Origin of the sequence: Novosphingobium mississippiense (genome assembly GCF_044029535.1) — a bacterium.
In the GTDB taxonomy this organism is placed as follows: Bacteria; Pseudomonadota; Alphaproteobacteria; order Sphingomonadales; family Sphingomonadaceae; genus Novosphingobium.
Map to the genome: position 1 here is coordinate 1709967 of NZ_CP147001.1, position 23365 is coordinate 1733331.

Sequence of the window (23365 nt, forward strand, 5' to 3'; positions counted from 1 at the left end):
AACGAGTGGCTTCGCTCAAGGAACTCAAAGGCCGCATCAACTCGGTCAAGTCGACCCAGAAGATCACCAAGGCCAAGCAGATGGTCGCCGCGGCCAAGCTGCGCAAGGCGCAGGCCGCTGCAGAATCCGCGCGTCCCTACGCCGCGCGTCTCGCCGAGGTGATGGGCTCGCTCGCCAGCAAGATCACGGTCAGCGAGAACAGCCCCAAGCTGCTCGCCGGCACCGGCAGCGACAAGGTGCACCTGCTCGTCGTCGCGAACTCGGATAAGGGTCTGTGCGGCGCGTTCAACTCGAACATCGTCAAGGCCGCGCGCATCAAGGCGCGCGAACTGGAAGCACAGGGCAAGACCGTCCTGTTCTACCTGGTCGGCCGCAAGGGTCGCGCGCCGCTGCGCCGCGAATTCCCGAAGCAGATCGCGCACATGTTCGACACCACCGACGTCCGTGACCCCGGCTTCAACGAAGCCGAACGCGTCGCCAACGAACTGGTCGCCATGTACGAGGCCGGCAAGTTCGACGTGGCACACCTGTTCTACTCGAAGTTCCGCTCGGCGTTGCTTCAGGAACCGACCGATCAGCAGATCATCCCCGTTCCCGCCCCCAAGGCCGCTGTCGCGACCGCCGGTGCGGATGCGGTAACCGAATACGAGCCGGAGGAGGAAGAAATCCTCGCCGCGCTGCTGCCGCGCTACCTGCGCACGCAGATCTTCGGTGCGCTGCTCGAGAACGCGGCTTCGGAACAGGGCGCGTCGATGACTGCGATGGACAACGCCACGCGCAATGCCGGCGACCTGATCCAGAAGCTGACGATCCAGTACAACCGCAGCCGTCAGGCCGCGATCACCACCGAACTCATCGAAATCATTGCTGGCGCGGAAGCGCTGTAAGTCACCGCAGGCAAGGAAACCAAAATGGCCACCGCACCCGTGCTAAACCAGACCGCCACTGGCAAGATCAGCCAGATCATCGGCGCCGTCGTCGACGTCACCTTCGAAGGCGAACTGCCGGCGATCCTCACCGCGCTCGAAACCGAGAACAACGGCCAGAAGCTGGTCCTCGAAGTCGCGCAGCACCTTGGTGAGAACACCGTCCGCACCATCGCTATGGACGGCACCGATGGCCTGACCCGTGGTCAGCCCGTCGCCAACACCGGCAAGCAGATCTCGGTCCCCGTCGGCCCGAAGACCCTCGGCCGCATCATGAACGTCGTCGGCGATCCGATCGACGAGCGTGGTCCCGTCGGTTCGGACATGTTCGCCCCGATCCACGCCAAGGCTCCCGAATTCGTCGACCAGTCGACCGAAGCGGCGATCCTGGTCACCGGCATCAAGGTCATCGACCTTCTCGCCCCCTACGCCAAGGGCGGCAAGATTGGCCTGTTCGGCGGCGCCGGCGTGGGCAAGACGGTTCTCATCCAGGAACTGATCAACAACATCGCCAAGGGCCACGGCGGCGTGTCGGTCTTCGCGGGCGTCGGTGAACGCACCCGCGAAGGTAACGACCTTTACCACGAGTTCCTCGACGCCGGTGTTATCGCCAAGGACGCCGAAGGCAACGCCACCTCGGACGGTTCGAAGGTTGCTCTCGTGTTCGGCCAGATGAACGAACCGCCGGGCGCCCGCGCTCGCGTCGCTCTCTCGGGCCTGACCATGGCAGAGTACTTCCGCGACCAGGAAGGCCAGGACGTTCTGTTCTTCGTCGACAACATCTTCCGCTTCACCCAGGCGGGCGCGGAAGTGTCGGCTCTGCTCGGCCGTATTCCTTCGGCCGTGGGCTATCAGCCGACCCTGTCGACCGACATGGGCGCGCTGCAGGAACGCATCACCTCGACCACCAAGGGTTCGATCACCTCGGTCCAGGCGATCTACGTCCCCGCGGACGACCTTACCGACCCGGCACCGGCTGCATCGTTCGCGCACCTGGACGCGACGACCACGCTGAACCGCGCCATCTCGGAACTGGGCATCTACCCGGCCGTCGACCCGCTCGACTCGACCTCGCGCGTTCTTGAGCCCCGCGTCGTCGGCGCCGAGCACTACGAGACCGCCCGCAAGGTTCAGGAAACGCTGCAGAAGTACAAGTCGCTTCAGGACATCATCGCGATCCTGGGCATGGACGAGCTTTCGGAAGAAGATAAGCTCACCGTCGCCCGCGCCCGCAAGATCCAGAAGTTCCTGTCGCAGCCGTTCCACGTCGCGGAAGTCTTCACCGGCATCTCGGGCAAGTTCGTCCAGCTCGAAGACACCGTGAAGTCGTTCAAGGCCGTCGTCGAAGGCGAATACGATCACCTTCCCGAAGCAGCCTTCTACATGGTCGGCGGCATCGAAGAAGTGGTCGCCAAGGCCAAGAAGCTGGCCGAAGAGGCGTAATCGACTATGGCTCTGCACTTCGAACTCGTCACGCCGGCCAAGCTCGTCCGCTCGGAAAACGTCCACATGGTGGTCGTCCCCGGCACCGAAGGCGAGTTCGGCGTGCTGGAGGGCCACGCGCCTTTCATGTCGACTGTCGCTGATGGCGCGCTCAAGGTCTACAAGGCCGAAGGCGCCATGCCGGAAGAGATCCGCATCACCGGCGGTTTCGCCGAAGTGGGCGAAAAGGGCCTGACCGTGCTCGCCGAGCACGTCGAGGGCTGATCTTCGACACAGCCTGACAAGGCTTGAAGGGCGTCGCCGGGAAACCGGCGGCGCCCTTTGCCTTTGGGGCTTTGGTAACCACTTCTTGACTATGATCCCCCGCAAGAACGCGAAGGGATGCATGTGACAACCGATAATCCAACTCTCGGCACGGCGCCCTTCACGCATCCGCAGAGTGCCATTGGCCGCTGGCTGTCGCGCGCCGCCAGTGATCGGCTGGGGCAGTTCCTGATCCTTCTGGCCTTCGCACTGCTGATCCGTTCGCCCACCTTCGGACTGTGGAACTACGACATCGACGACCAGTTCTACGATCTGGTCGGCCGCCGCCTGCTCGCCGGCGATATGCTTTACGTCGACATCTGGGATCGCAAGGGCCCCGGGCTCTACCTGTTTTACGCGGCGCTGGCGGCGATCTCCTCCTCGCCGCTGGGCTATCAACTTGCTGCAACTGCCTGCGCCGCGACGGCCGGCTATGCAACGACCCGCATAGCCTCCCTCCTCACCAAGCCCGGCCCGGCTCTACTCGCCGGGCTCTGCTATTGCGCGCTGCTTAACCAGTTCGGCGGGGAGAACGGGCAGGCCCCGGTCATCTACAACCTACTGGTCGCCGCCGCGGTATGGGCGATTGCGGCACACATGCAGGACCTGCGCGAGGGGCGGGTAGGCACTATTGTATTCGCCGGCATGTTTGTTGTCGGCATCGCCATCACCTTCAAGCAATCCGTCGCGATCGAAGCGGCCTTCCTTGGCCTATTCCTCGCCATTGTGCTTTGGCGATCCCCGTGCGGCAAGCCGCGCGCCCTCGCCTACCTCACTTTGCTGGCGTTGGCCGTTGCGGCACCGATGCTGGCAACTTTCGGCTGGTTTGCCACCAAGGGCCACTTCGCCGCGATGTGGCAAGCATTGGTCTCCTCCAATCTTGACCGCACTTACTACTCGCCTGCCGAACGTATCTGGTATCTGATGGTGCTAGGCGGTCGACTAGCACCGCTGCTGGCGTTCGCCGTGCTGGGCATCCGGACTTTGGCCCTTCGCAAGCAGGATCGCCCCGAGTCCGAAACCATTTTCACCTTCATCCTGCTGTGGGCTGCAGCTTCGATCGTCGCCGTCGTCATCTTTCCCGCGGTGTTCCTGCACTATGCCCTGCCCTTGCTAGCCCCCTTGTGCATTCTTGCCGCACCATTCTTCGCCCGCCCGCAAATTGGCCCGATCGCCGGTATGCTGACGATAGCCACGGCGCTGGTCCTCGGCGGAACACCACAGCAATTGCTCCGGTCCTCCACTCGCGACGAAACCGCCCGTTTCGAAAGCTACGTCCGCACACAAAGCCCCGCGCACCGCATCTTCGTCTGGGGCGTGCCCACCGCGCTTTACAGCCGCCTGCACAGCCGGCCGCCCAGCCCCATCCTCTTCGCCCCGCACTACTACGAACTGTCCGAAAGCATGGCGACCGGCCACGACCCGCAAACGGAACTGCGACGGATCCTCGACTGGAGACCCGAGGCCGTCGTCGTGCAGAACCCGCTGGCCATCCTGGATCGCAACCGGACCACCCTTGCCATGCTGCAGGACTATGTCAGCCATTGCCGCAAGGTACGCCGGTTCGAGCTGAACGATCACCTCGGCCCGCAAGTCCAGTGGGTCTACAGCGATTGCGCGCGCTAGCCTGCCGGAAGTCATCGCCGCCGCACCGTCGGCGCGTGGAATTCCGGCGGCTTTCCCGCAACCCAGGCCACGAAGCGCCGCATTGCCTCCGATTCGAGCAAGGCTTCGGCGCGGGGTTCCATACGGGCCAGTTGCGCATTCGAGAACGTGGCATGGATGGTGCGATGGCAGATCGGATGGAGCGCCACCGTTTCCCGCCCTCCCCGGCTTTTGGGCACCGGATGATGCCACTCTGTCCGCGCGCCAAGCGGCCGCCCGCATAGCCAGCAGATCCGCACATCCTCTCTCATACTCCTCCCAATCGCCCCGACCCATTAGGAAGTTATCAAAGTTTCAACCTTAATCCTCTGCATATTCGCACAGGTTGCCGGCTTGGCCCGCGCAGCCGGAGCGCTGGAAAGGTTTATGGAAGCATGACGGCATTCGGGCGACGTAACGGCATGGGCGGGATGGGCCAGGGCGCGCGTCCTGCGTTCGGCGTGGCCAAGCCGCTGAAGAGCGGCGTCGGTGAGAAACCGCCGGTTCCCGGCAATAGCCCCCTGCCCGGCGGCGACCAGTTCCCGCCCGTTCCCGGCATGGACGCGCCCGCGCCGGCCCCGCAGAACGGGCGCGACGATGCGATGTCCCGCCTGTCGGACCGCGCCAATGCGGTCCATTCCGGCGAATCGGAGCAGAGCAGCTTCGAAGCGTCGATCCACAAGATCAAGGAACAGGTGCTTCCCCGCCTGCTGGAACGCGTGGATCCCGAGGCGGCGGCCACGCTGACGAAGGACGAGCTTTCGGAAGAATTCCGCCCGATCATCATCGAGGTGCTGGCCGAACTGAAGATCACCTTCAACCGCCGCGAACAGTTCGCGCTGGAGAAGGTGCTGATCGACGAACTGCTGGGATTCGGCCCGCTGGAAGAGCTGCTGAACGATCCCGACGTGTCGGACATCATGGTCAACGGCCCGAACCAGACCTACATCGAAAAGAAGGGCAAGCTGCAGCTGGCCCCCACCAAGTTTCGCGACGAACAGCACCTGTTCCAGATCGCCCAGCGCATCGTCAACCAGGTCGGCCGCCGTGTCGACCAGACCACGCCGCTGGCCGACGCCCGTTTGAAGGACGGCAGCCGCGTCAACGTGATCGTTCCGCCGCTGTCGCTGCGCGGCACCGCGATCTCGATCCGTAAGTTCTCCGAGAAGCCGATCACCATCGACATGCTCAAGGACTTCGGTTCGATGAGCGAGAAGATGGCCACCGCCCTGAAGATCGCCGGCGCCTGCCGCATGAACATCGTGATCTCCGGCGGTACCGGTTCGGGCAAGACGACGATGTTGAACGCCCTGTCGAAGATGATCGACCCGGGCGAGCGCGTGCTGACCATCGAAGACGCGGCCGAACTTCGCCTGCAGCAGCCGCACTGGCTGCCGCTGGAAACCCGCCCGCCGAACCTTGAAGGGCAAGGCGCGATCACCATCGGCGATCTCGTCAAGAACGCCCTGCGTATGCGCCCTGACCGCATTATCCTGGGCGAAATCCGCGGCGCCGAGTGCTTCGATCTGCTCGCCGCCATGAACACCGGCCACGACGGTTCCATGTGCACGCTTCACGCCAACAGTCCGCGCGAATGCCTGGGCCGTATGGAGAACATGATCCTGATGGGCGACATCAAGATCCCCAAGGAAGCCATCAGCCGCCAGATCGCCGAGTCGGTGGACATCATCGTGCAGGTTAAGCGCCTGCGCGACGGTTCGCGCCGCACCACCAACATCACCGAAGTGATCGGCATGGAAGGCGACGTGATCGTCACCCAGGAACTGTTCAAGTTCGAGTATCTGGACGAGACGGACGACGGCAAGATCATCGGCGAGTTCCGCCCGTCCGGCCTTCGCCCCTACACTTTGGAAAAGGCCCGCCAGTTCGGGTTCGACCAGGCCTTCCTCGAAGCCTGCCTGTAAAGCCCGGCATCTCACCGCGCGCACCCGGTTGACACCGAACCGGGTGCGAAACGGTGTAACCTTGTGCCGTCGCCCCCCCTGCCCGCGCGAACCGGTCAAGCTGGGCGAGATAGCCGAGAAGCGCGGAATTGTCCGCCTTTCGCTCGGTTGCGACATGGCGGCCGCGATACATCCGCACCTTCAGCAGGCCGAACAGCGCACGCTGCGCCCGCTCTTCCGCTGTGACCTTCCACTTTCCAGATCCGTCACCTTGTGCGGACCTGTCACCTTGTGACGCCGCGCGGTCCCATGCCTTGGCGAAACTGCCCGCCCCTGGGCGACGACGCAGGCGATACGCCGTCTCACGCGTCATTCCCACCCGCCTTGCAGCCGCCACGATCGAACCGGTTTCCGCCAACGCGCCAAGAAACGCGGCCTGACGCATGGGCGTCCAGCCATCGATGCGGCGGCGCATCGGCACGGGCGAGAAAGCGGGAACCCGAACATGGCGGGCTTTGCGGCGGGTCGTGCGGCGCTTCATCCGCAAGGTTAGGCCAGAATCGCCGCCTGTAGGAAAGGCGCGCGTTTACGTCAGTGCCCGCGCCACCAGCGAGGCAGCCAGCGTCAGAATCGTCACCCCCACCACCGCATCCAGCACGCGCCACGCCGCCGGGCGCGCGAACAGCGGGATCAGCAGACGCGCACCATATCCCAGCGCGGCGAACCATGCGAAGCTGGCGCTGGCGGCGCCGGCCACGAAGAACGGCCGCAGCGCCAGCGGCTGTGCGGAGCCGGCCGCGCCCATCAGCAGCAGCGTATCGAGATAGACATGCGGATTGAGGAAGGTGAAACCCGCCGTCGCGGCTAGCGCTCGCCCCAGCGAGATGCCCTGCCCGGCGGCGACTTCGACCATGCCCGGCACCGCCATGCGGCGCAGCGCCTGGATCCCGTACCACGCCAGAAACATGGCGCCGCCCAGCGTGAGCATCGTGGTCAAACCCGGCAATGCGCCCAGCACCGCGCCCATCCCCGCAACGCCCGCCGCGATCAGCGTGGCATCGGCACCGGCGCAGAACAGCACGACCGGCCCGACATGCTCCCGCCGCAACCCCTGCCGCAGCACGAACAGGTTCTGTGCGCCGATGGCGACGATCAGCGCCGCCATCAAGGCGAAGCCGGAAAGGAACGGATAGGCGACGCTGGTCATCGGCGCAGGCCCGTTCGCAGGCCGATCCAGAGCGAGAGAAGCAGGCCGATGACCACGGCCAGCGTCAGGCAGGAGGGGAGCAGAAGAGCGTTCATGGCCACGCCATTTATCGCAAGGCGGATCATGAATGAAACTTGATCGCCTAAGGTTGATGAAGCATTACTTCATCATGCTGGACTATCCTGCCCTGGCGGCCGTTTCCGCCGTCGTTCGCGAAGGCTCTTTCGAACGGGCGGCCGACGCGCTTGGCATCACGCCCTCCGCCGTATCGCAGCGCGTGCGCGGGCTGGAGGAGCGGCTGGGCACCGTGCTGATCGTCCGCGCGCAGCCCTGCGAGCCGACCGACGTGGGCCGTGCGCTCTGCGCCCATTTCGATCAGGTGCGGCTGCTGGAGGCGGATCTGGCGCCGCACCTGAAACCCCAATTCGGCAAAGGCGAAGCGCCGCTGATCCTGAAGATTGCGGTCAATTCCGACAGTCTGGCCACCTGGTTTCCCGAGGCCGCCGCGCAATTCGTGCAGGCCACCGGGACGCTGCTGGACCTGATCGTCGATGACGAGGCGCACACGGCGGACCGGCTACGCTCTGGCGAAGTCTCCGCCGTGATCACTTCCGACCCGGAGCCGATCCAGGGTTGCAGCACGATCGAGCTGGGGTCGCTGCGCTATCGCGCCTGCGCCTCGCCCGAATTCATCGCCCGCTATTTCGCCGATGGCGTCGACCAGCGCAGCCTTGCGAAAGCGCCCTGCCTGCGTTTCGACCGGCGCGACGCGGTGCAGACGCGCTGGGCGGCGGATTTTCACGGCGTGAAGCTGTCGGCGCCGACGCACTGGGTGCCCTCGACCCAGGGCTTCCTCGATTTCACCGAAAAAGGGCTGGCCTGGGGCCTGCATCCGGAACCGCTGGCACTGCCCTGCATTGCCGCCGGAACCCTGCAGGAACTGCCGCCGTGCGAGCCGCTGGTGGTGCGCCTCTACTGGACGGTCACGCGGCTTCAGGCCGGGTCGCTGCGATCGTTGACCGATGCAGTGCGCAAGGTGGCCGGTGCCGCGCTGGTTCCGCGCGGCGCGTGACATCCCGGCCGCTCTACCGCGCGAACCAGTCCTTCGCGGAAATGCCCAGCAGCAGCACCGCGCCCATCAGCGCGATGAAGAACACCCCGGTCCACGGCATGAAGCCCACGCGATCGAGGTCCACCCGCTTCATGCGCCGGCGATCGCCTGCCCATGCCACAGCCGCCAGAAACAGGCAGATGCCGCCGGCCACGGCCATGATGAAGTCGGAATCGATCATGCCACGCCCTTGCCTCCTTGCGGCGGGAAGATAAAGCCCGGCGCGTGAACGCTTCCACGCAACAATCCCCCACGGCACCATCGCGCAGGCCGGACCGGCCCATGCTCGCCATCGGGCTGCGGCTGCTGGCGATGGTCATGCTCTCCACCATGTTCATGCTGATCCGGCTGGCGGGGCGCGAGGGCGTTTCCGCGCCGGAGATGGTGTTCTGGCGGCAGGCGATGGCGGTGCCGCTGATGGGCGGCTGGCTGCTGGCCACGGGCCGGCTGGGCCTGTTGCGAACGAAACGCCTGCGCAGCCACGCAATGCGGGCGACGACGGGCACCGTCGGCCTTGTCTGCAACGTCACCGCCGCCATGCTGCTGCCCCTGCCGGTGGGGACGACGCTGGGCTTCACCGCGCCGCTGTTCGCGGTGCTGATCACGGCGCTGGTCATGCGCGACCATGTTGGGCCGTGGCGCTGGACGGCGGTAACCCTGGGTTTTCTGGGCGTGGTCCTGATCACCCGGCCCGGCCAGCAGGACATTCCGCTGGCGGGCCTTGCCGCCGGACTGGGCGCGGGGGTGATCGTGGCGATCGTCAGCTTCCAAATCCGCGACCTTGGCCGTACCGAGCAACCGATCACCTGCGTGTTCTGGTTCTCGTTCTTCGGCGCGCTGTTCGCCAGCGTGCTGCTGCCGTTCTATGGGCAGGCGCATGAACCACACGTCTGGCTCCTGCTGATGGCCGTGGGGCTGGCGGGAACGCTGGCGCAATTGCTGGTGACGGCGGCGCTGCGGTTCGGCGCGGTCGCCACCGTGGTCGTCATGGACTACAGCGCGCTGATCTGGGCGACGCTTTACGAACGTACGGTGTTCGGCGCGATGCCGCCTGCCTCGATCTGGCTGGGCGCACCGCTGATCATTGCCGCCGGCCTCATCATCACCTGGCGCGAACACTATCTGGCCCGGCGCATCTCGCCCACCTCCGCCCTCGACGAAAGGGCAACGGAAGAGATCGCGGGTGAAGAGGCTGTGCCGCAACCCCGCTGAGCATAGGGAACCGCCCAGCCCATCGGGCGTTGCCTCTTGCGGATACCGGCTTTGCCATGCCGGTGGTCGCTCGAAAGGAACCGGAAATGGTCAAGAAACTCGTACTCGCCCTTGTGGTTGGCGGCATCGTGGTCTCGGCATCGGCCTGCAATACGGTCAAGGGTGCGGGCAAGGACGTTCAGTCGGTGGGTCAGGCTGGCGAAGACGCCATCCACAAGTAAGCTGAAACGGGCGCGCGCAGCGCCGGAATGCGCGCGCTTCCCTCTTTCGTCGTCGCGCTTGATCGCCTAGCGATCGGCGATCCGACGCCAATCGGGGCGCCGGATCAGAAGGATGGCGAAAAGATGATCAGGAAGCTTGTCCTGGTTGCCGTGAGCGCGGGCCCCATGCTCGGCGTGGCGGCCTGCAACACCGTGCGCGGTGTGGGACAGGACCTCGAATCCGCGGCGAACTCTGTCGACCGCGCGATGTGAGGGTCATGGCCTGCCGATCCGTCGGCAGGCCCCCAACCTTCGATCTCAGCTATCGGTGATATGCGCGGCAACCATCGCCCGCGCGCGCTGCCAGAGCACGAAGCGGCTCAACAGCACCATTCCCAGCACCAGGCCGAGCATGGCGTCGGTCACCAGCAAGGCCGTGGCGGCGTGATGGCTGGCATCCATGCCCATGCCGCCGGGCAGGATGAGGCGGCGCACGACGAAAACGCCGGCGATCAGCAGCAGCGCCAGCGGCGACTGACGCACCATCACCCGTGCATCGTCGCCCTCACCTTCTACGTGAAGACGCATCAGGCGCGATCGCTGCACGCCAATGGCGCCGCCGATCATGAAGCCGGCGGCAAGGCTGGCCCAACCCAAGGCGCTGGGCATCATCACGCTCAGCGCCAGGCAGACGATCGCCGACACGATCAGCGGCGATATCCAGAGGAGGGGGAGCCGGAGCGGGCGGGCCTTTTCCAGATTGCGGAAACGCCAGAGCATCACCGCACCGAAAATCACCAGCGGCAACCATGCCGCCGTACCGTTACCGGATCCCCCCATAACCTCAGCTACCCCCGAACTCGCTCAGCGAGGGCGTCGCCGGCTCACCCGGCGTACCCTGCCACACGAGCACTGGTTTGCGCGCCGCGAGCGTTTCGTCAAGACGGCGGCGCGGTGCGAAGTGCGGTGCGCTGTGGAGGCTTTGGTCGCCATCCTTGGCGCGCTGGGCAAGGCTGCGCAGCGAACCGATGAAGCGATCGAGGCCGGCCTTGCTTTCCGTCTCGGTCGGCTCGACCAGCATCGCGCCCTTCACCACCAGCGGGAAGTAGACCGTCATCGGGTGGAAGCCCTCGTCGATCAGGCCCTTGGCGATGTCCAGCGTGGAGAAGCCCTCGGCCAGACCGGCATCGCTGAACAGCGCCTCATGCATGCACGGGCCGCTCTTGGCGAACGGAGCCGGCAGCAGATCCTCGCACGAACGCAGGACGTAGTTGGCGTTGAGCACCGCGTCCTCGGCCACCTGGCGCAGACCGTCCGCGCCGTGGCTGAGGATGTAGGTCAGCGCGCGGGTGAACATGCCCATCTGGCCGTGGAAGGCGACCATGCGACCGAATGCCTGCGCATGGCCCTCACCGGCGTTTTCCTCTTCGACGAGGTGGACGCGGCCGTCTTCACCGCGGCTGACGAAGGGCAACGGCGCAAAAGGCGCCAGTGCTTCGGACAGCACGACCGGGCCGGCACCGGGACCGCCACCGCCATGCGGGGTGGAGAAGGTCTTGTGCAGGTTGATGTGCATGGCATCGACGCCAAGGTCACCGGGGCGAACCTTGCCGACGATGGCGTTGAAGTTCGCGCCGTCGCAATAGACGTAGCCGCCCGCTGCATGGACCGCGTCGCCGATCGCCTTCATCTCCGGCTCGAACAGGCCGCAAGTGTTCGGGTTGGTGATCATCACGCCCGCCACGTTCGGGCCCAGCTTGGCCTTCAGCGCCTCTACATCGACGCGGCCTTCGGGGGTCGCCGGGATCGACTGCACCTTGAAGCCCGCGAAAGCGGCGGTTGCCGGGTTGGTGCCGTGGGCGCTCTCAGGCACCAGCACGACATCGCGCTTTTCGCCACGCGCGTCGAGCGCGGCGCGGATGCAGAGCAAGCCGCACAGTTCGCCATGCGCGCCGGCCTTGGGGCTCATCGCCACCGAGGCCATGCCGGTCAGCGTGATCAGCCAGTCGGCCAGTTGCTCGATCACTTCCAGCGCGCCCTCGACCGTCTTCTGCGGCTGGAGCGGGTGAACGTCGGCAAAGCCCGGCAGGCGGGCCATCTTCTCGTTCAGGCGCGGATTGTGCTTCATCGTGCACGAACCGAGCGGGAACGGCCCGAGGTCGATCGCATAGTTCTGGCGCGACAGGCGGGTGTAGTGGCGCACGGTTTCCGGCTCGGTCAGGCCCGGCAGCGCCGGAGCCGACTTGCGCAGGAACTTCGACAGGCCGGCCGCCGCCGGACGGCTGGGCTTGTCGAGATCGACGCCGCACTTCTCGGACGAGCCGAGTTCGAAGCTGAGCGCTTCTTCCAGCATCAGGCCATAGTCGCCCGAGGCGGTCTTGCCAAAAGACCCCTTAGACTCCGTGCCCTCACCGGTCTCACCCATGCTGGGGCGCCAGCCGCTTGCGTTTACCGCGTTCATGCCAGCACTCCTTCAAGTTCACGGGCAAACACTTCGATATCCTCGTCGGTCACGGTCTCGGTCGCCGTTACCAGCAGGCCCTTGTGCAGATCGCTGTTCTCCGGGAACAGGCGGCCGAGCGAAACGCCGCCCAGCACCTTGCGATCGGCGAGGTCACGGACCACTTCGCGGGCGTCGCGCGTCAGCACGATCGTCGCCTCGTTGAAGTAGGCCTCGTTCAGCACCGTCACGCCCGGCACCTTGGCCAGACGTTCGATCAGGGTCTGCGCCTTGTCGTGGTTCACGGCAGCAAGCTGGGCCAAGCCTTCACCGCCCAGCAGGGTCAGGTGAATGCTGAAAGCCAGCGCGCAGAGGCCGGAGTTGGTGCAGATGTTGCTGGTCGCCTTCTCGCGGCGGATGTGCTGTTCGCGCGTGGAGAGCGTCAGGACGAAGCCGCGCTTGCCTTCGGCGTCCACGGTCTGGCCGCAGAGACGGCCCGGCATCTGGCGCACGAACTTCTCGCGGCAGCCGAACAGGCCCAGGTACGGGCCGCCGAACTGCAGGCCGACGCCGATCGACTGGCCTTCGCCCACGACGATATCGGCACCCAGCGCACCCGGCGCTTCGATCATGCCAAGCGCGACCGGCTCGGTGACGACGACCACCAGCAGCGCGCCCTTGGCGTGCGCGGCATCGGCAATCGCGGCGAGGTCCGGAATGCGGCCCATCACGTCCGGATACTGGACGACGACGCAGGAGGTCTTGTCGTCGATCTGGGCGATCACGGCAGCGTCATCAGCTTCAGCCACCAGTTCGGGCTTCAGCGAGACGATATCGTCCTCGGTGAACTTGGCCATCGTGCGCACCACTTCGGCGTAGTGCGGGTGCAGACCGCTCGACAGCACGGCGCGCGTCTTGCGGGTGACGCGGCTGGCCATCAGGATGGCTTCCCAGCACGCGGTCGAACCGTCGTACATCGATGCGTTGGCGATGTCGGTCCCGAACAGGCGCGCCACCTGCGTCTGGAACTCGAACAGCACCTGCAGCGTGCCCTGCGCGATTTCCGGCTGGTAGGGCGTGTAGGCGGTCAGGAACTCGCCGCGCTGGATCAGGTGATCGACCGAGGCCGGAACGTGATGGCGATAGGCGCCCGCGCCGATGAAGAACGGTGCGGTGCCGGCCGAAAGGTTCTTGGCCGCCAGAGCGGACATGTGCCGCTCCACTGCCATTTCGCTGGCGTGGGCAGGCAGGCCTTCGATCGGGCCGGACAGGCGGGCTTCGGCGGGAACGTCGACGAAGAGATCGTCAACGCTGGCGGCGCCGATGACGCCGAGCATCTCGGCACGGTCGGCCGGAGTCAGGGGAAGGTAGCGCATGGGGTTTCCTGCTTCATTGTCCTCCCGGCACGGAGAGGTGCCAGAGGGAATGGGGACCTGAAAAGGCTGACGGAGGGGATTCGCGGCCTAGCGCGACTGTCACGCCTGGAGGCGAGTCCCCTCCACCGTCCTGCGGACGGTCCCCCTCCCCGTTTCGGGGAGGACTGGACGTCAGAGGCTTTCGACATATTCCTTGTAGGCCGCCTCATCCATCAGCGCTTCCAGTTCGGAAGCGTCCGACAGGGTGATGCGGAACAGCCAGCCGCCGACTTCGGCATCGGTGTTCACCAGTTCAGGCTGGTCGGCCAGAACTTCGTTGGCTTCGGCGATGATGCCCGAAACCGGGGTATAGACGTCCGAAGCAGCCTTCACCGAATCGACCACGGCAACCGAGTCACCCTTGTCGAAGGTCGCGCCTTCGGCGGGCAGATCGACGAAGGTGATGTCGCCCAGCTGGCCCTGTGCGTAATCGGTAATGCCCACGGTGCCGAGGTCACCCTCGATTTCGATCCACTCGTGTTCCTGCGAGAAATAACGGGTCATGGGAGAATTTCCTCAGCGGTGATAGCGGTTGGGGACGAAGGGCATGGCTGCGACTGTGGCGTCGAGCTTTTTGCCCCGCATTTCGATGGAAAGGGCCGTGCCGTCCGCAGCAAGCGCCGCGTCGACATAAGCCATGGCGATGGGATGCTGGAGCGAGGGCGAGAAACCGCCCGACGTCACCACGCCCACTTCCTGTTCGCCATGGAAAACCTTGGCGCCTTCGCGCGCGGCCTGACGGCCTTCGAGCTTCAGCCCGATGCGCTTCTGTGCGGTGCCCTCGGCGAAATCGCGCTGGACGCGCACTGCACCGGGGAAGCCGCCTTCCAGGCGGCGGCGCTTGTTGATGCCGAAAGCGAGGCCGGCTTCGACCGGGCCGCGCTCGGGGTCCATATCGTGGCCATAGAGCGGCAGGCCGGCTTCAAGACGCAGCGAATCGCGCGCACCAAGGCCGATCGGCTTCACTTCGGGCTGGGCCAGCAGCAGGTCGGCCACATCGGCCGCGGCTTCGCCGGGGATCGAGATTTCGAAGCCGTCTTCACCGGTGTAGCCCGAGCGGCTGATCCAGGCATCGACCCCGCCCAGCGTGAAACGGCCGCCCTTCATGAAGGTCAGCGCCGAAAGCGGGTATTCACCCTCGGCCACGCGTTCCAGCGCAGCGAAGGCCTTGGGGCCCTGCAGCGCCAGCAGCGCACGATCGTCGAGGTGGTTCAGCGTGATGTCATCCGGCAGATATTCGCGCAGCGTGCCGATATCGTCCCACTTGGTGGCGCCGTTGACGACCAGATAGAAGCCGCCCGGCCAGCGCGCGACCATCAGGTCGTCCAGAATGCCGCCGTTCTCGTCCAGCAGCAACGAATAGCGCACCGCGCCCAGCTTCAGCGTGGAGAGGTCGATCGGCAGCGCGGCTTCCAGCGCGGGCTCGACATCGGTCTGCGCGTCTTCCTCGCCAGTGACCAGCAGCTGGCCCATGTGGCTGACGTCGAACAGGCCGGCGTTCTCGCGCGTCCAGAGGTGCTCGGCCATGATGCCCTCATATTGGACGGGCATCATGTAACCGGCGAATTCGACCATGCGGCCGCCATGATCGCGGTGCCAGCCATCCAGCGGCAGCAGCATCGGGGCCAGCTCTTCGGGTTCCTGATCGGAATCGGAAATCGGGTATTCGCTCAAGACATGACTCCGCACAGTTCGGCACACCATTCCAGGTGCCCCCTCTGTCACGGAAACCTGAGAGCTTCCCTCGACAAGCCCATGACAGGCAGGCCAAAGTTACACCGTCGGCGGCCTCAATCCCGATGGGAATGAGACACTTTCCAGAGTCTCGCTATCGACTGGGCGCGGTCCTTTTGCCTGAGAGATTCCGGGGCGGTTGCTCCTTCGGCGCCCACCTTTCCGCATGTGCGAATCGGCAGGTCTCTCCCGCGCTGTCAGCGATGGCTTGACCCTTGGTTGAGGCTTGCGTTTGAGTCAACGCCAGTTGCGCTGCGGTGCGGCACTATTTCCACGGGCGGAGGGATCGGTCGCCCTTCAGTCCCCTGCCCGGCGCAGTATCCGCATCATCGCATCGTTCTCGTGAATGAAGCGCCCGCGCGTCTTCTCCGCGCTCAAAGCGAAGATCACTTCGGCAAGGCGGCGGACGGAGATCGAGCGGTACTTCGAAAAGCGGCCGTGCAGCACGATCGCATCCGCCACCGGATTGAGCACTTGCGCCAGGCTTTCCAGCGGGCGGCTCTCCTCACGATGGCCGCGCAGCAGGCCCGGGCGCAGGATGTCCAGCCGGCGGAAGCCCAGCTTGTAGACGGCATCCTCGATATCGCCCTTGGTGTGCAGATAGAGGTTGCGGCTGGCCCGGTCGGCGCCGACCGAGGAGACGAGGATGACATGCTCGATCCCCGCCGCGCGCGCGGCTTTGGCCGTTTCCAGCACAAGATCGTAGTCCACGGCGCGAAACGCCTCGTCACTGCCGGCCGCCTTGCGCGTGGTGCCCAGTGCACAGACCAGCACTTGCGCCTGCGCCGCGGCGATCAGCGTGGGCCAATCGGCCGTCTCGCCCACCAGCACTTCCAGTTGTGCGCCTTCGGGCAGCGGCACCTCGCGCCGGGCCACGCCGATCACGCGCACGTCGCTGCGGCCGATGCTGCCGGCGATCACCGCCTGCCCGACCAGACCGCTTGCCCCGACAAGGCAGAGCCGGCGCGCCTCAGACATTGCGCAGCCCTTCCGGCGTCGATCCGTAGATCTGCGCGTGGCAGGCGATGGCGTAGCGGTCGGTCATGCCGGCGATATAGTCGGCGATGTGGCGGCTGCGCTCCGGCTCATGGCGCGGCAGGCCGTCGATCCAGCTTTCCTCCATCAGCACCGGCTCCTGCGAATAGGCGGCGTAGAGTTCGGCCAGCAGCGCCCGCGCGCGACGCGCGGTTTCCAGCTGCTCGGGGTGGTAATAGAGCTTCTCGTACATGAAGCGCTTGAAGGCACGCTCGCCCTCCTCCACTTCGGGCGAGAAGGTGACGAGCTGGCGGCCGGCGGTGCGCACATCATGCACGCTTTCGATGCCGATCAGGTTGGCCTTGGTCTGCGCCAGCAGGTCGTTGACCATGAAACCGATCTGGCTGCGGATCAGTTCGGCCAGCTGGCGGCTGCGCGCGACGCCGGGGAAGCGCCGCTCCACCTCGCGCCAGCGGTCGGTCACGAAGGGGTGCGCCAGCAGTTCGTCCAGATCAAGGAAGCCGGCGCGCAGGCCATCGTCGATATCGTGGTTGTCGTAGGCGATATCGTCCGACAGCGCAGCCACTTGCGCCTCCAGCGAGGCGTAGGAGCCGAGTTCGAGGTTGTAGGCCGCATCGAGTTCGCCCAGCGCCCAGTTCGGGTTGGAAACCGGCCCGTTGTGCTTGGCCAGCCCCTCCAGCGTCTCCCACGTCAGGTTCAGCCCGTCATGCTCGCAATAGGGGCTTTCGATCCGCATCAGCGTGCGCAGGCAATTGGCGTTGTGGTCGAACCCGCCCGCCTTGTGCAGCGCGGCGTCCAACGCCTCTTCCCCCGCATGGCCGAACGGCGGATGGCCGATATCATGGGCCAGGGCCAGCGCCTCGGTCAGATCCTCATCCAGCCGCAGCAGCCGCGCGATCACGCGGGCGACTTGCGCCACTTCCAGGCTGTGCGTCAGCCGTACGCGATAGTGATCGCCATCGGGCGCGATGAAGACCTGCGTCTTGTAGCGCAGGCGGCGGAAAGCGATGGAGTGGACGATGCGATCGCGATCGCGCTGGTACGCGCTGCGCGGACCGCGCGTGCCGCCGTCCTCGACCGGATATTCACGCCCGCGCGTGCGGGCCGGATCGGATGCATAAGGGGCGAGGGTCAAGCTTGGTCTATCCCGAAGTAGGAATTTCTTGCCGCCCCCTAGAGCATTTTCACTGCCGGAGGAAACACCAGACTCGCAGCAGCATCATTGCGGCAGATTCAATGGGCTAGGCCCGTCTTGCACAATGCGGCGGAGGTGGTGGTGACAAGGATCACTTCCCGATCGTCCACCGACTTCACGGCGCGGATCCAGGCGCCCAGCGTGGGCTTTTCACCCTCCAGCTTTTGCAGCTTCACGATCTGGATCAGGCTGAGCCGCTTCATCATCCGCTTGGTCATGCAGGTGGCAACACGGTTGGACATGCCGTTTTCCACCAAGGCGGAGTGCAGGCGCCAGGCCGCATAGAAATGGGCGCCCACCACCAGCACCACGACCAGACCGACGAGCAACAGGATTCGCTTGAGAATACGCATGTGCCGCGGCTTAGCGATCGTTTGGAAATCCGGCCATAGCCGGATTTGCGGCGCCTCCCCCCTCCTCCAAATGCCCTTCAGGGCGCTTTCAAACAAATGGCTTCAATCCGCCAGCGCCTTGTTGATGTCCTCGACCATCTTCTTGGCATCGGCCAGCAGCATCATCGTCTGGTCCATGTAGAACACGTCGTTGTCGACGCCGGCATAGCCCACGCCGCCCATCGATCGCTTCACGAAGAAGATCGTCTTGGCCTTCTCCACGTCGAACACCGGCATGCCGTAGATCGGCGACGACTTGTCGGTGCGTGCGGCGGGGTTCACCACGTCGTTCGCGCCGATGATGAAGGCCACGTCGCACTGCGCGAACTCGCCGTTGATGTCCTCCAGCTCGAAGACTTCGTCATAGGGAACGTTGGCTTCGGCCAGCAGCACGTTCATGTGGCCGGGCATACGACCTGCCACCGGGTGGATCGCGTACTTCACGTTGACGCCGTGCTTCTTCAGCAGGTCCGCCATCTCGCGCAGCACGTGCTGGGCCTGCGCCACCGCCATGCCGTAGCCGGGGATGATGATGACATTCTCCGCCTCCTGCATCAGGAACGCCGCATCCTCTGCAGATCCGCGCTTCCACGGGCGCTGCTCCTTGGCCTCGCCGCCGGATCCGCCGCCGTTGTCCGCCCCGAAGCCACCGGCGATCACCGAGATGAAGCTGCGGTTCATCGCCTTGCACATGATGTAGCTGAGGATCGCACCGGATGAGCCCACCAGCGCGCCGGTGATGATCATCGCCGTGTTGTGCAGCGTGAAGCCCATCGCCGCCGCCGCCCAGCCCGAATAGGAATTGAGCATGGAGACGACCACCGGCATGTCCGCGCCGCCGATCGGGATGATCAGCAGGAAACCGATGGCGAAGCTCAGCGCCACGATGCCCCAGAACAAGTGCGGCGTGTTCCAGTGGAACAGGCTGACCAGCACGACGATGGCCACCAGCGCACCCAGATTGATCACATGCCGCGCCGGCAGCAGGATCGGCGCGCCGCTCATGTTGCCGTTGAGCTTGGCGAACGCGATGACCGAACCGGAGAAGGTGATGGCACCGATGGCGACGCCCAGCCCCATCTCGATGCGGCTGCCTTTCAGAATGTCCAGCCCGCCCGCGTCCAGAATGCCGAAGGCTGCTGGGTTGTAATAGGCGGCCACGCCCACCAGCACCGCTGCAAGCCCGACCAGCGAGTGAAACGCGGCGACAAGCTGCGGCATCGCGGTCATCTGGATCTTGCGAGCGATCACGAAACCGATGCCGCCACCGATGGCGATGGCCACGACGATTTCCGGCAGGCTGGCGATCTCATGCGTCAGCAGCGTCGTCACCACGGCGATAGCCATGCCGACCATGCCATAGCGATTGCCCCTGCGGCTGGTCGCGGGCGAGGAAAGCCCGCGCAGCGCGAGGATGAAGCAGATACCGGCAATCAGGTAGGCAACCGCCACCCAGGGGTTCACGGCGTGCGCCTCCATCACTTCACCTCCCTGGAGGCGAGGCCAGAGGCAGGTTTATCCTTCTTCTTGTACATCGCCAGCATGCGCGCGGTGACGGCAAAGCCGCCGAAGATGTTGATGCTGGCCAATACGACCGCGCCCAGCCCCAGCCACTTGGCCAGCGGCGAGCCCGAAGCCGCACTCGCCACCAGCGCACCGACGACGATCACCGAGGAGATCGCGTTGGTCACCGCCATCAGCGGCGTGTGCAAGGCCGGGGTTACCGACCAGACGACGTAGTAGCCCACGAAACAGGCCAGTACGAAGATCGAGAGGATCGAAACGAAATCCATGCCCTTACTTGTCCTCCCCGGCACGGGGAGGGGGACCGTCCGCAGGACGGTGGAGGGGATTGGCCGCCCGCGCGACGATCGCTTCGGCAGTGCCGACCGCATCCGCCAGCACGCGCGAAGCCGATACCCTCAAGACCCTGAACCCGTTTTCCTTGATGAATCGATCGCGCTCCACATCGCGCGCGGGATTTTCGCCCATGTCATGGGCGCTGCCGTCAACTTCGACCACTAGCCTTGCATTCAGGCAGCAGAAGTCCACGATATATGGCCCGATCGGATGCTGACGTCGGAACTTGAAACCACCCCGTCGTTGGCGCAGCTCTTGCCACAGCGCAACTTCAGGCTTTGTCATTGCCCGGCGTAAATCGCGGGCCCGGCTCACCGCGGCGCGTGGTGTAAACCGCGAATCCCCTCCACCGCGCTGCGCGGGGTCCCCCTCCCCGTTCCGGGGAGGACAGGGCCTCGCCATACTCACCCCAGCAGCCTCTCGTTTACCACCTTGCCGCCTTGCGTCAGGCGGATGGCATTGCCGATTTCCTCGTCAAGCACAGGCCTGCCCTGCTCCTTGTCCCAGAAGGCCGAGACGAAGTTGAACAGGTTCCGCGCGAACAGCGCCGACGCATCGGCCGGAAGGTGCGCGGGCGTGTTGGAATAGCCGACGATCTTCACGCCGTGCCGCACCACTACCTGATCCGCTTCCGAACCCTCAACATTGCCGCCCTGCGCCACCGCCAGGTCAAAGATCACGCTGCCCGGCTTCATCGTCGCGATCTGCGCGTCGGTGATCAGGCGCGGCGCGGCGCGGCCGGGGATCAGCGCGGTGGTCACCACGATGTCCTGCTTGGCAAGGTGGCCGGACACCAGCTCGGCCTGCGCCTTCTGGTATTCCTCGCTCATTTCGGTGGCGTAGCCGCCCGAACCCTCACCCTCGATCCCCGCAACGCTTTCGACGAAGATCGGCTTCGCCCCCAGCGAGAGGATCTGCTCCTTCGTGGCGGAGCGCACGTCCGTCGCCGAAACTTGCGCACCAAGGCGGCGGGCGGTGGCGATGGCCTGCAATCCGGCGACGCCCACGCCCATGACGAAGCACTTGGCCGCCGTTACCGTGCCGGCCGCCGTCATCATCATAGGAAAGGCGCGGCCATAGAGGTTGGCGGCAACCAGCACCGCCTTGTAGCCGGAAAGGTTCGATTGGGAGGACAGGATATCCATCGACTGCGCGCGGGTGATGCGCGGCATGAATTCCATCGCCAACGCTTCCAGCCCCGCAGCCGCGTAAGCGTCTACACGCGGACGGCTGCCGAAAGGATCCAGCCCGGCGACCACCCATGCCCCCGGCTTCACGGCCGAAAGCAACGCCGCATCCGGCCCTTGCACGCCGAAAACGATATCCGCCCCCGCCGTAACCTGCCCCACCGGGCCGACTTCGGCACCGACAGCAGCATAGTCCGCATCGGAAATGCTGGCAGCCAGCCCCGCGCCGCTTTCCACGGCAACGGTGGCGCCAAGCGCGATGAGTTTCCTGACGGTCTCCGGCGTGGCCGAGACCCGCGTTTCACCCGCCGCCCGTTCTTTCAGGACGGCGAAGCGCGTTGCGCCCGCCACTGGCGGATCAGCGCGCGATGATGCCGACGACGATCGCCACGATCACCACGATGGCACCCGTGCCCCAGGTCGCGGCCTTGATGAAGCTGTTGTAGGTTTCGGTCGCAACCTTGATGTCGGTGCCGGAAGCCATCGATCGTATCCCCTGTGGTTGTTCTTGCGCGATCGCATGATACGATCGCCTTGAATTCTTTCGCTTGGTCTAACCGGGCAAGGCAGGTCGCTCAAGTGGCAAGCTATCGCCCCTGTCACTTGTTTCAGGCGATTTCGGATCGTTCAGGCGATCGAAGCATGTCTGCTGGGGCTATGAAGCGGATCGGTTCCACGGGGCGGACGCTTAATTTCGTCTTTACTGGTTTGCCCTAAGCAGCTTAGGTCAAGAGCAGGAGGCGATGTAGCAGGCGTGACAATGGCGGAACCAGAACAGCGCCTCCTCATGCTGATCGACGACGAACCTGCGCAAAGCCGCCTGATTTCGGCACTGGCAGCGCGCGAAGGGTGGCGAACGTTGATCGCGCGTGATCCGGAGACGGCGATCGCCACGCTCGGCACGCGGCAGGGCATGCAGCTTTCCGCGATCATCCTGGACCAGTGGGTGCCCGGCGAAGATGCCTGCGCGCTGATTGCCGAGTTGAAATCGCGCCGCCCGGCGCTGCCGATCCTGATGCTTACCGCCAATACCTCACCCCTGTTGGCGGTGGAGGCGATGCGCGCGGGGGCGACCGACTATCTGGTCAAGCCCATCGCGCCGGACCGGCTGATGCACGCCCTGCGGTCCGCCACCACGCGGGAGGCTCCGCGTGACGAACTGGCGCCGCTGACCGAAAAGATGCCCTCCAACCCCGACTTCGAATCGATGATCGGGGCCTCTCCCAATTTCCGCAAGGCGCTGGCCGTCGCCGCCAAGGCCGCGCGCGGGCATGGGCACCTGCTGGTGGAAGGCGAAAGCGGAACCGGCAAGGAAGTGTTGATCCGCGCCGTCCACGCCGCCAGCCCACGCGCGCGCAATCCGCTGCGGCTGGTCAATATCGGCGGACTGGCCGCCAACTCCATCGAATCCAACCTGTTCGGGCATGAGAAAGGCGCCTTTCCCGGTGCGTTCGAACGGCAGATCGGCGCGTTGCAGCACTGCGACGGCGCCACCCTGGCGCTGGACGAGATCGACCGCCTGCCGATGAGCGTGCAGGAACGTCTGCTCGAATCGATCCGCAAAAGCGACGTTCGCCCCGTAGGCGCGCGCCATTCGTTCCGCATCGACTTGCGCATCATCGCCGCCAGCAACATGCCGCTGCAGGACCTTGTCGATGCCGGCGAATTCCTGCCCGAACTGCTGGAGGCGCTGGCACCCACCAAGGTGGAACTGCCGCCCTTGCGCGAACGGTCGGGCGATATTCCCGCCCTCACCCGCTTCTTCCTGGCCCGCATCGGCGAGCAGCCGGGACTGCGCGAACTGGGCATCACCGATGGCGCACTGTCGCTGCTGGCGGCTTACGACTGGCCCGGCAACGTGCGGCAATTGCAGGCGGTGCTGTTCCGCGCGGCGGTGTTCTGCGATGGCGACGCGCTGACTTCGGACGATTTTCCGCAGCTTCTCTCCATCCTCGGCTCCGGCCCCGCCACGGTGGCGGGCAATCCGCGGCAGGAGAGTTCCGGCGTGATGCTCTACACGCCCGACGGCCATCTGCGCCCGCTGGAAGAGATCGAGGCGGACGTGATCCGCCTTGCCATCGGCCTCTACCGCGGCCGCATGACCGAAGTGGCGCGGCGGCTGGGGATCGGGCGCTCCACGCTCTATCGCAAGCTGACCGAACTCGGCATCGACAACGCGGCCTGACATAATAGACG

The 23365-nt window shown here is 65.3% G+C and carries 26 protein-coding genes and 2 riboswitches; of the genes, 10 read left to right on the top strand and 16 right to left on the bottom strand.

Features of this window, described 5'->3' with window-relative positions; all coding sequences use genetic code 11:
• Window positions 1-5: 5 nt before the first annotated feature.
• The 4 genes from WBP06_RS08035 (at window position 6) to WBP06_RS08050 (ending at window position 4298) form a co-directional block, all read left to right on the top strand.
• Entirely contained in the window at window positions 6-887 is an 882-nt protein-coding gene (locus WBP06_RS08035) for a F0F1 ATP synthase subunit gamma (protein ID WP_395333599.1), read from the top strand.
• 24 nt (window positions 888-911) lie between these two features.
• Complete coding sequence (gene atpD, locus WBP06_RS08040; RefSeq protein ID WP_142633317.1) at window positions 912-2369, top strand: F0F1 ATP synthase subunit beta; 1458 nt, start codon at window positions 912-914, stop codon at window positions 2367-2369.
• A 6-nt stretch (window positions 2370-2375) separates the two neighbouring features.
• Window positions 2376-2633 (top strand): ATP synthase F1 subunit epsilon, encoded by a 258-nt coding sequence (locus tag WBP06_RS08045; protein ID WP_395333602.1) that lies wholly within the window; start codon window positions 2376-2378, stop codon window positions 2631-2633.
• 123 nt (window positions 2634-2756) lie between these two features.
• A complete protein-coding gene (locus WBP06_RS08050) occupies window positions 2757-4298 on the top strand; it encodes a hypothetical protein (RefSeq protein WP_395333604.1) in 1542 nt (513 codons plus the stop codon).
• An 11-nt stretch (window positions 4299-4309) separates the two neighbouring features.
• Here WBP06_RS08050 and WBP06_RS08055 read toward each other — a convergent pair whose 3' ends face one another.
• A complete protein-coding gene (locus tag WBP06_RS08055; protein ID WP_395333606.1) occupies window positions 4310-4588 on the bottom strand; it encodes an HNH endonuclease in 279 nt (92 codons plus the stop codon).
• A 123-nt stretch (window positions 4589-4711) separates the two neighbouring features.
• On the opposite strand from WBP06_RS08055, the gene WBP06_RS08060 reads away from it, so the two are divergent.
• Window positions 4712-6241, top strand: a complete 1530-nt coding sequence (locus tag WBP06_RS08060; protein ID WP_395333608.1) for a CpaF family protein — start codon at window positions 4712-4714, stop codon at window positions 6239-6241.
• A gap of 565 nt (window positions 6242-6806) precedes the next feature.
• Here WBP06_RS08060 and WBP06_RS08065 read toward each other — a convergent pair.
• Window positions 6807-7427: a LysE/ArgO family amino acid transporter gene (locus WBP06_RS08065; RefSeq protein WP_395333610.1), complete on the bottom strand. Its 621-nt coding sequence runs from the start codon at window positions 7425-7427 to the stop codon at window positions 6807-6809.
• A gap of 127 nt (window positions 7428-7554) precedes the next feature.
• On the opposite strand from WBP06_RS08065, the gene WBP06_RS08070 reads away from it, so the two are divergent.
• Entirely contained in the window at window positions 7555-8499 is a 945-nt protein-coding gene (locus tag WBP06_RS08070) for a LysR family transcriptional regulator ArgP (protein ID WP_395333612.1), read from the top strand.
• A gap of 13 nt (window positions 8500-8512) precedes the next feature.
• Here WBP06_RS08070 and WBP06_RS08075 read toward each other — a convergent pair whose 3' ends face one another.
• Window positions 8513-8719, bottom strand: a complete 207-nt coding sequence (locus WBP06_RS08075) for a hypothetical protein (RefSeq protein WP_395333614.1) — start codon at window positions 8717-8719, stop codon at window positions 8513-8515.
• Between the two features lie 101 nt (window positions 8720-8820).
• On the opposite strand from WBP06_RS08075, the gene WBP06_RS08080 reads away from it, so the two are divergent.
• The 3 genes from WBP06_RS08080 to WBP06_RS08090 all read left to right on the top strand — a co-directional run bounded on the left by WBP06_RS08080 (window position 8821) and on the right by WBP06_RS08090 (window position 10223).
• Window positions 8821-9750 carry a DMT family transporter gene (locus WBP06_RS08080; RefSeq protein ID WP_395333616.1) on the top strand — a complete coding sequence of 310 codons (930 nt, stop codon included), beginning with the start codon at window positions 8821-8823 and terminating at the stop codon, window positions 9748-9750.
• An 86-nt stretch (window positions 9751-9836) separates the two neighbouring features.
• Window positions 9837-9971, top strand: a complete 135-nt coding sequence (locus WBP06_RS08085; RefSeq protein ID WP_395333618.1) for an entericidin A/B family lipoprotein — start codon at window positions 9837-9839, stop codon at window positions 9969-9971.
• A gap of 27 nt (window positions 9972-9998) precedes the next feature.
• Window positions 9999-10223: a hypothetical protein gene (locus tag WBP06_RS08090; protein ID WP_395333620.1), complete on the top strand. Its 225-nt coding sequence runs from the start codon at window positions 9999-10001 to the stop codon at window positions 10221-10223.
• A gap of 45 nt (window positions 10224-10268) precedes the next feature.
• Here WBP06_RS08090 and WBP06_RS08095 read toward each other — a convergent pair whose 3' ends face one another.
• From WBP06_RS08095 to WBP06_RS08155, 13 genes are all read right to left on the bottom strand, one after another.
• Window positions 10269-10790: a DUF1453 domain-containing protein gene (locus WBP06_RS08095; protein ID WP_395333622.1), complete on the bottom strand. Its 522-nt coding sequence runs from the start codon at window positions 10788-10790 to the stop codon at window positions 10269-10271.
• A 4-nt stretch (window positions 10791-10794) separates the two neighbouring features.
• Complete coding sequence (gene gcvPB / locus WBP06_RS08100) at window positions 10795-12411, bottom strand: aminomethyl-transferring glycine dehydrogenase subunit GcvPB (protein WP_395333624.1); 1617 nt, start codon at window positions 12409-12411, stop codon at window positions 10795-10797.
• The gene (gcvPA, locus tag WBP06_RS08105; protein ID WP_395333626.1) at window positions 12408-13766 is read right to left on the bottom strand and encodes an aminomethyl-transferring glycine dehydrogenase subunit GcvPA; all 1359 of its coding nucleotides are present in this window, start codon (window positions 13764-13766) and stop codon (window positions 12408-12410) included. The genes gcvPB and gcvPA overlap by 4 nt, the downstream gene beginning before the upstream one ends.
• Window positions 13767-13937: 171 nt before the next feature.
• Complete coding sequence (gene gcvH, locus WBP06_RS08110) at window positions 13938-14309, bottom strand: glycine cleavage system protein GcvH (protein ID WP_395333628.1); 372 nt, start codon at window positions 14307-14309, stop codon at window positions 13938-13940.
• Window positions 14310-14321: 12 nt separating this feature from the next.
• Complete coding sequence (gene gcvT / locus WBP06_RS08115; RefSeq protein WP_395334088.1) at window positions 14322-15425, bottom strand: glycine cleavage system aminomethyltransferase GcvT; 1104 nt, start codon at window positions 15423-15425, stop codon at window positions 14322-14324.
• Window positions 15426-15513: 88 nt separating this feature from the next.
• A riboswitch (glycine riboswitch) is annotated at window positions 15514-15636 on the bottom strand.
• Between the two features lies 1 nt (window position 15637).
• A riboswitch (glycine riboswitch) is annotated at window positions 15638-15741 on the bottom strand.
• A 95-nt stretch (window positions 15742-15836) separates the two neighbouring features.
• Window positions 15837-16517, bottom strand: coding sequence for an NAD(P)H-binding protein (locus WBP06_RS08120; protein ID WP_395333630.1), 681 nt, complete (start codon window positions 16515-16517; stop codon window positions 15837-15839).
• Window positions 16510-17670, bottom strand: a complete 1161-nt coding sequence (locus WBP06_RS08125; protein WP_395333632.1) for a deoxyguanosinetriphosphate triphosphohydrolase — start codon at window positions 17668-17670, stop codon at window positions 16510-16512. The genes WBP06_RS08120 and WBP06_RS08125 overlap by 8 nt, the downstream gene beginning before the upstream one ends.
• A 98-nt stretch (window positions 17671-17768) precedes the next feature.
• Entirely contained in the window at window positions 17769-18083 is a 315-nt protein-coding gene (locus tag WBP06_RS08130) for a hypothetical protein (RefSeq protein WP_395333634.1), read from the bottom strand.
• A 102-nt stretch (window positions 18084-18185) separates the two neighbouring features.
• Entirely contained in the window at window positions 18186-19601 is a 1416-nt protein-coding gene (locus WBP06_RS08135) for an NAD(P)(+) transhydrogenase (Re/Si-specific) subunit beta (RefSeq protein ID WP_395333636.1), read from the bottom strand.
• Complete coding sequence (locus WBP06_RS08140; RefSeq protein WP_395333638.1) at window positions 19601-19915, bottom strand: NAD(P) transhydrogenase subunit alpha; 315 nt, start codon at window positions 19913-19915, stop codon at window positions 19601-19603. Before WBP06_RS08140 ends, WBP06_RS08135 begins: the two co-directional genes overlap by 1 nt.
• Before the next feature lie 4 nt (window positions 19916-19919).
• Window positions 19920-20384: an endonuclease domain-containing protein gene (locus tag WBP06_RS08145; RefSeq protein ID WP_395333640.1), complete on the bottom strand. Its 465-nt coding sequence runs from the start codon at window positions 20382-20384 to the stop codon at window positions 19920-19922.
• A 2-nt stretch (window positions 20385-20386) separates the two neighbouring features.
• The gene (locus WBP06_RS08150; RefSeq protein ID WP_395333642.1) at window positions 20387-21520 is read right to left on the bottom strand and encodes an NAD(P) transhydrogenase subunit alpha; all 1134 of its coding nucleotides are present in this window, start codon (window positions 21518-21520) and stop codon (window positions 20387-20389) included.
• Between the two features lie 7 nt (window positions 21521-21527).
• Window positions 21528-21653 (bottom strand): aa3-type cytochrome c oxidase subunit IV, encoded by a 126-nt coding sequence (locus WBP06_RS08155; RefSeq protein WP_395333644.1) that lies wholly within the window; start codon window positions 21651-21653, stop codon window positions 21528-21530.
• A 276-nt stretch (window positions 21654-21929) separates the two neighbouring features.
• Between WBP06_RS08155 and WBP06_RS08160 the strand changes: the two genes are divergently transcribed.
• Window positions 21930-23354: a sigma-54-dependent transcriptional regulator gene (locus WBP06_RS08160; protein ID WP_395333647.1), complete on the top strand. Its 1425-nt coding sequence runs from the start codon at window positions 21930-21932 to the stop codon at window positions 23352-23354.
• The last annotated feature ends 11 nt before the right edge of the window (window positions 23355-23365 follow it).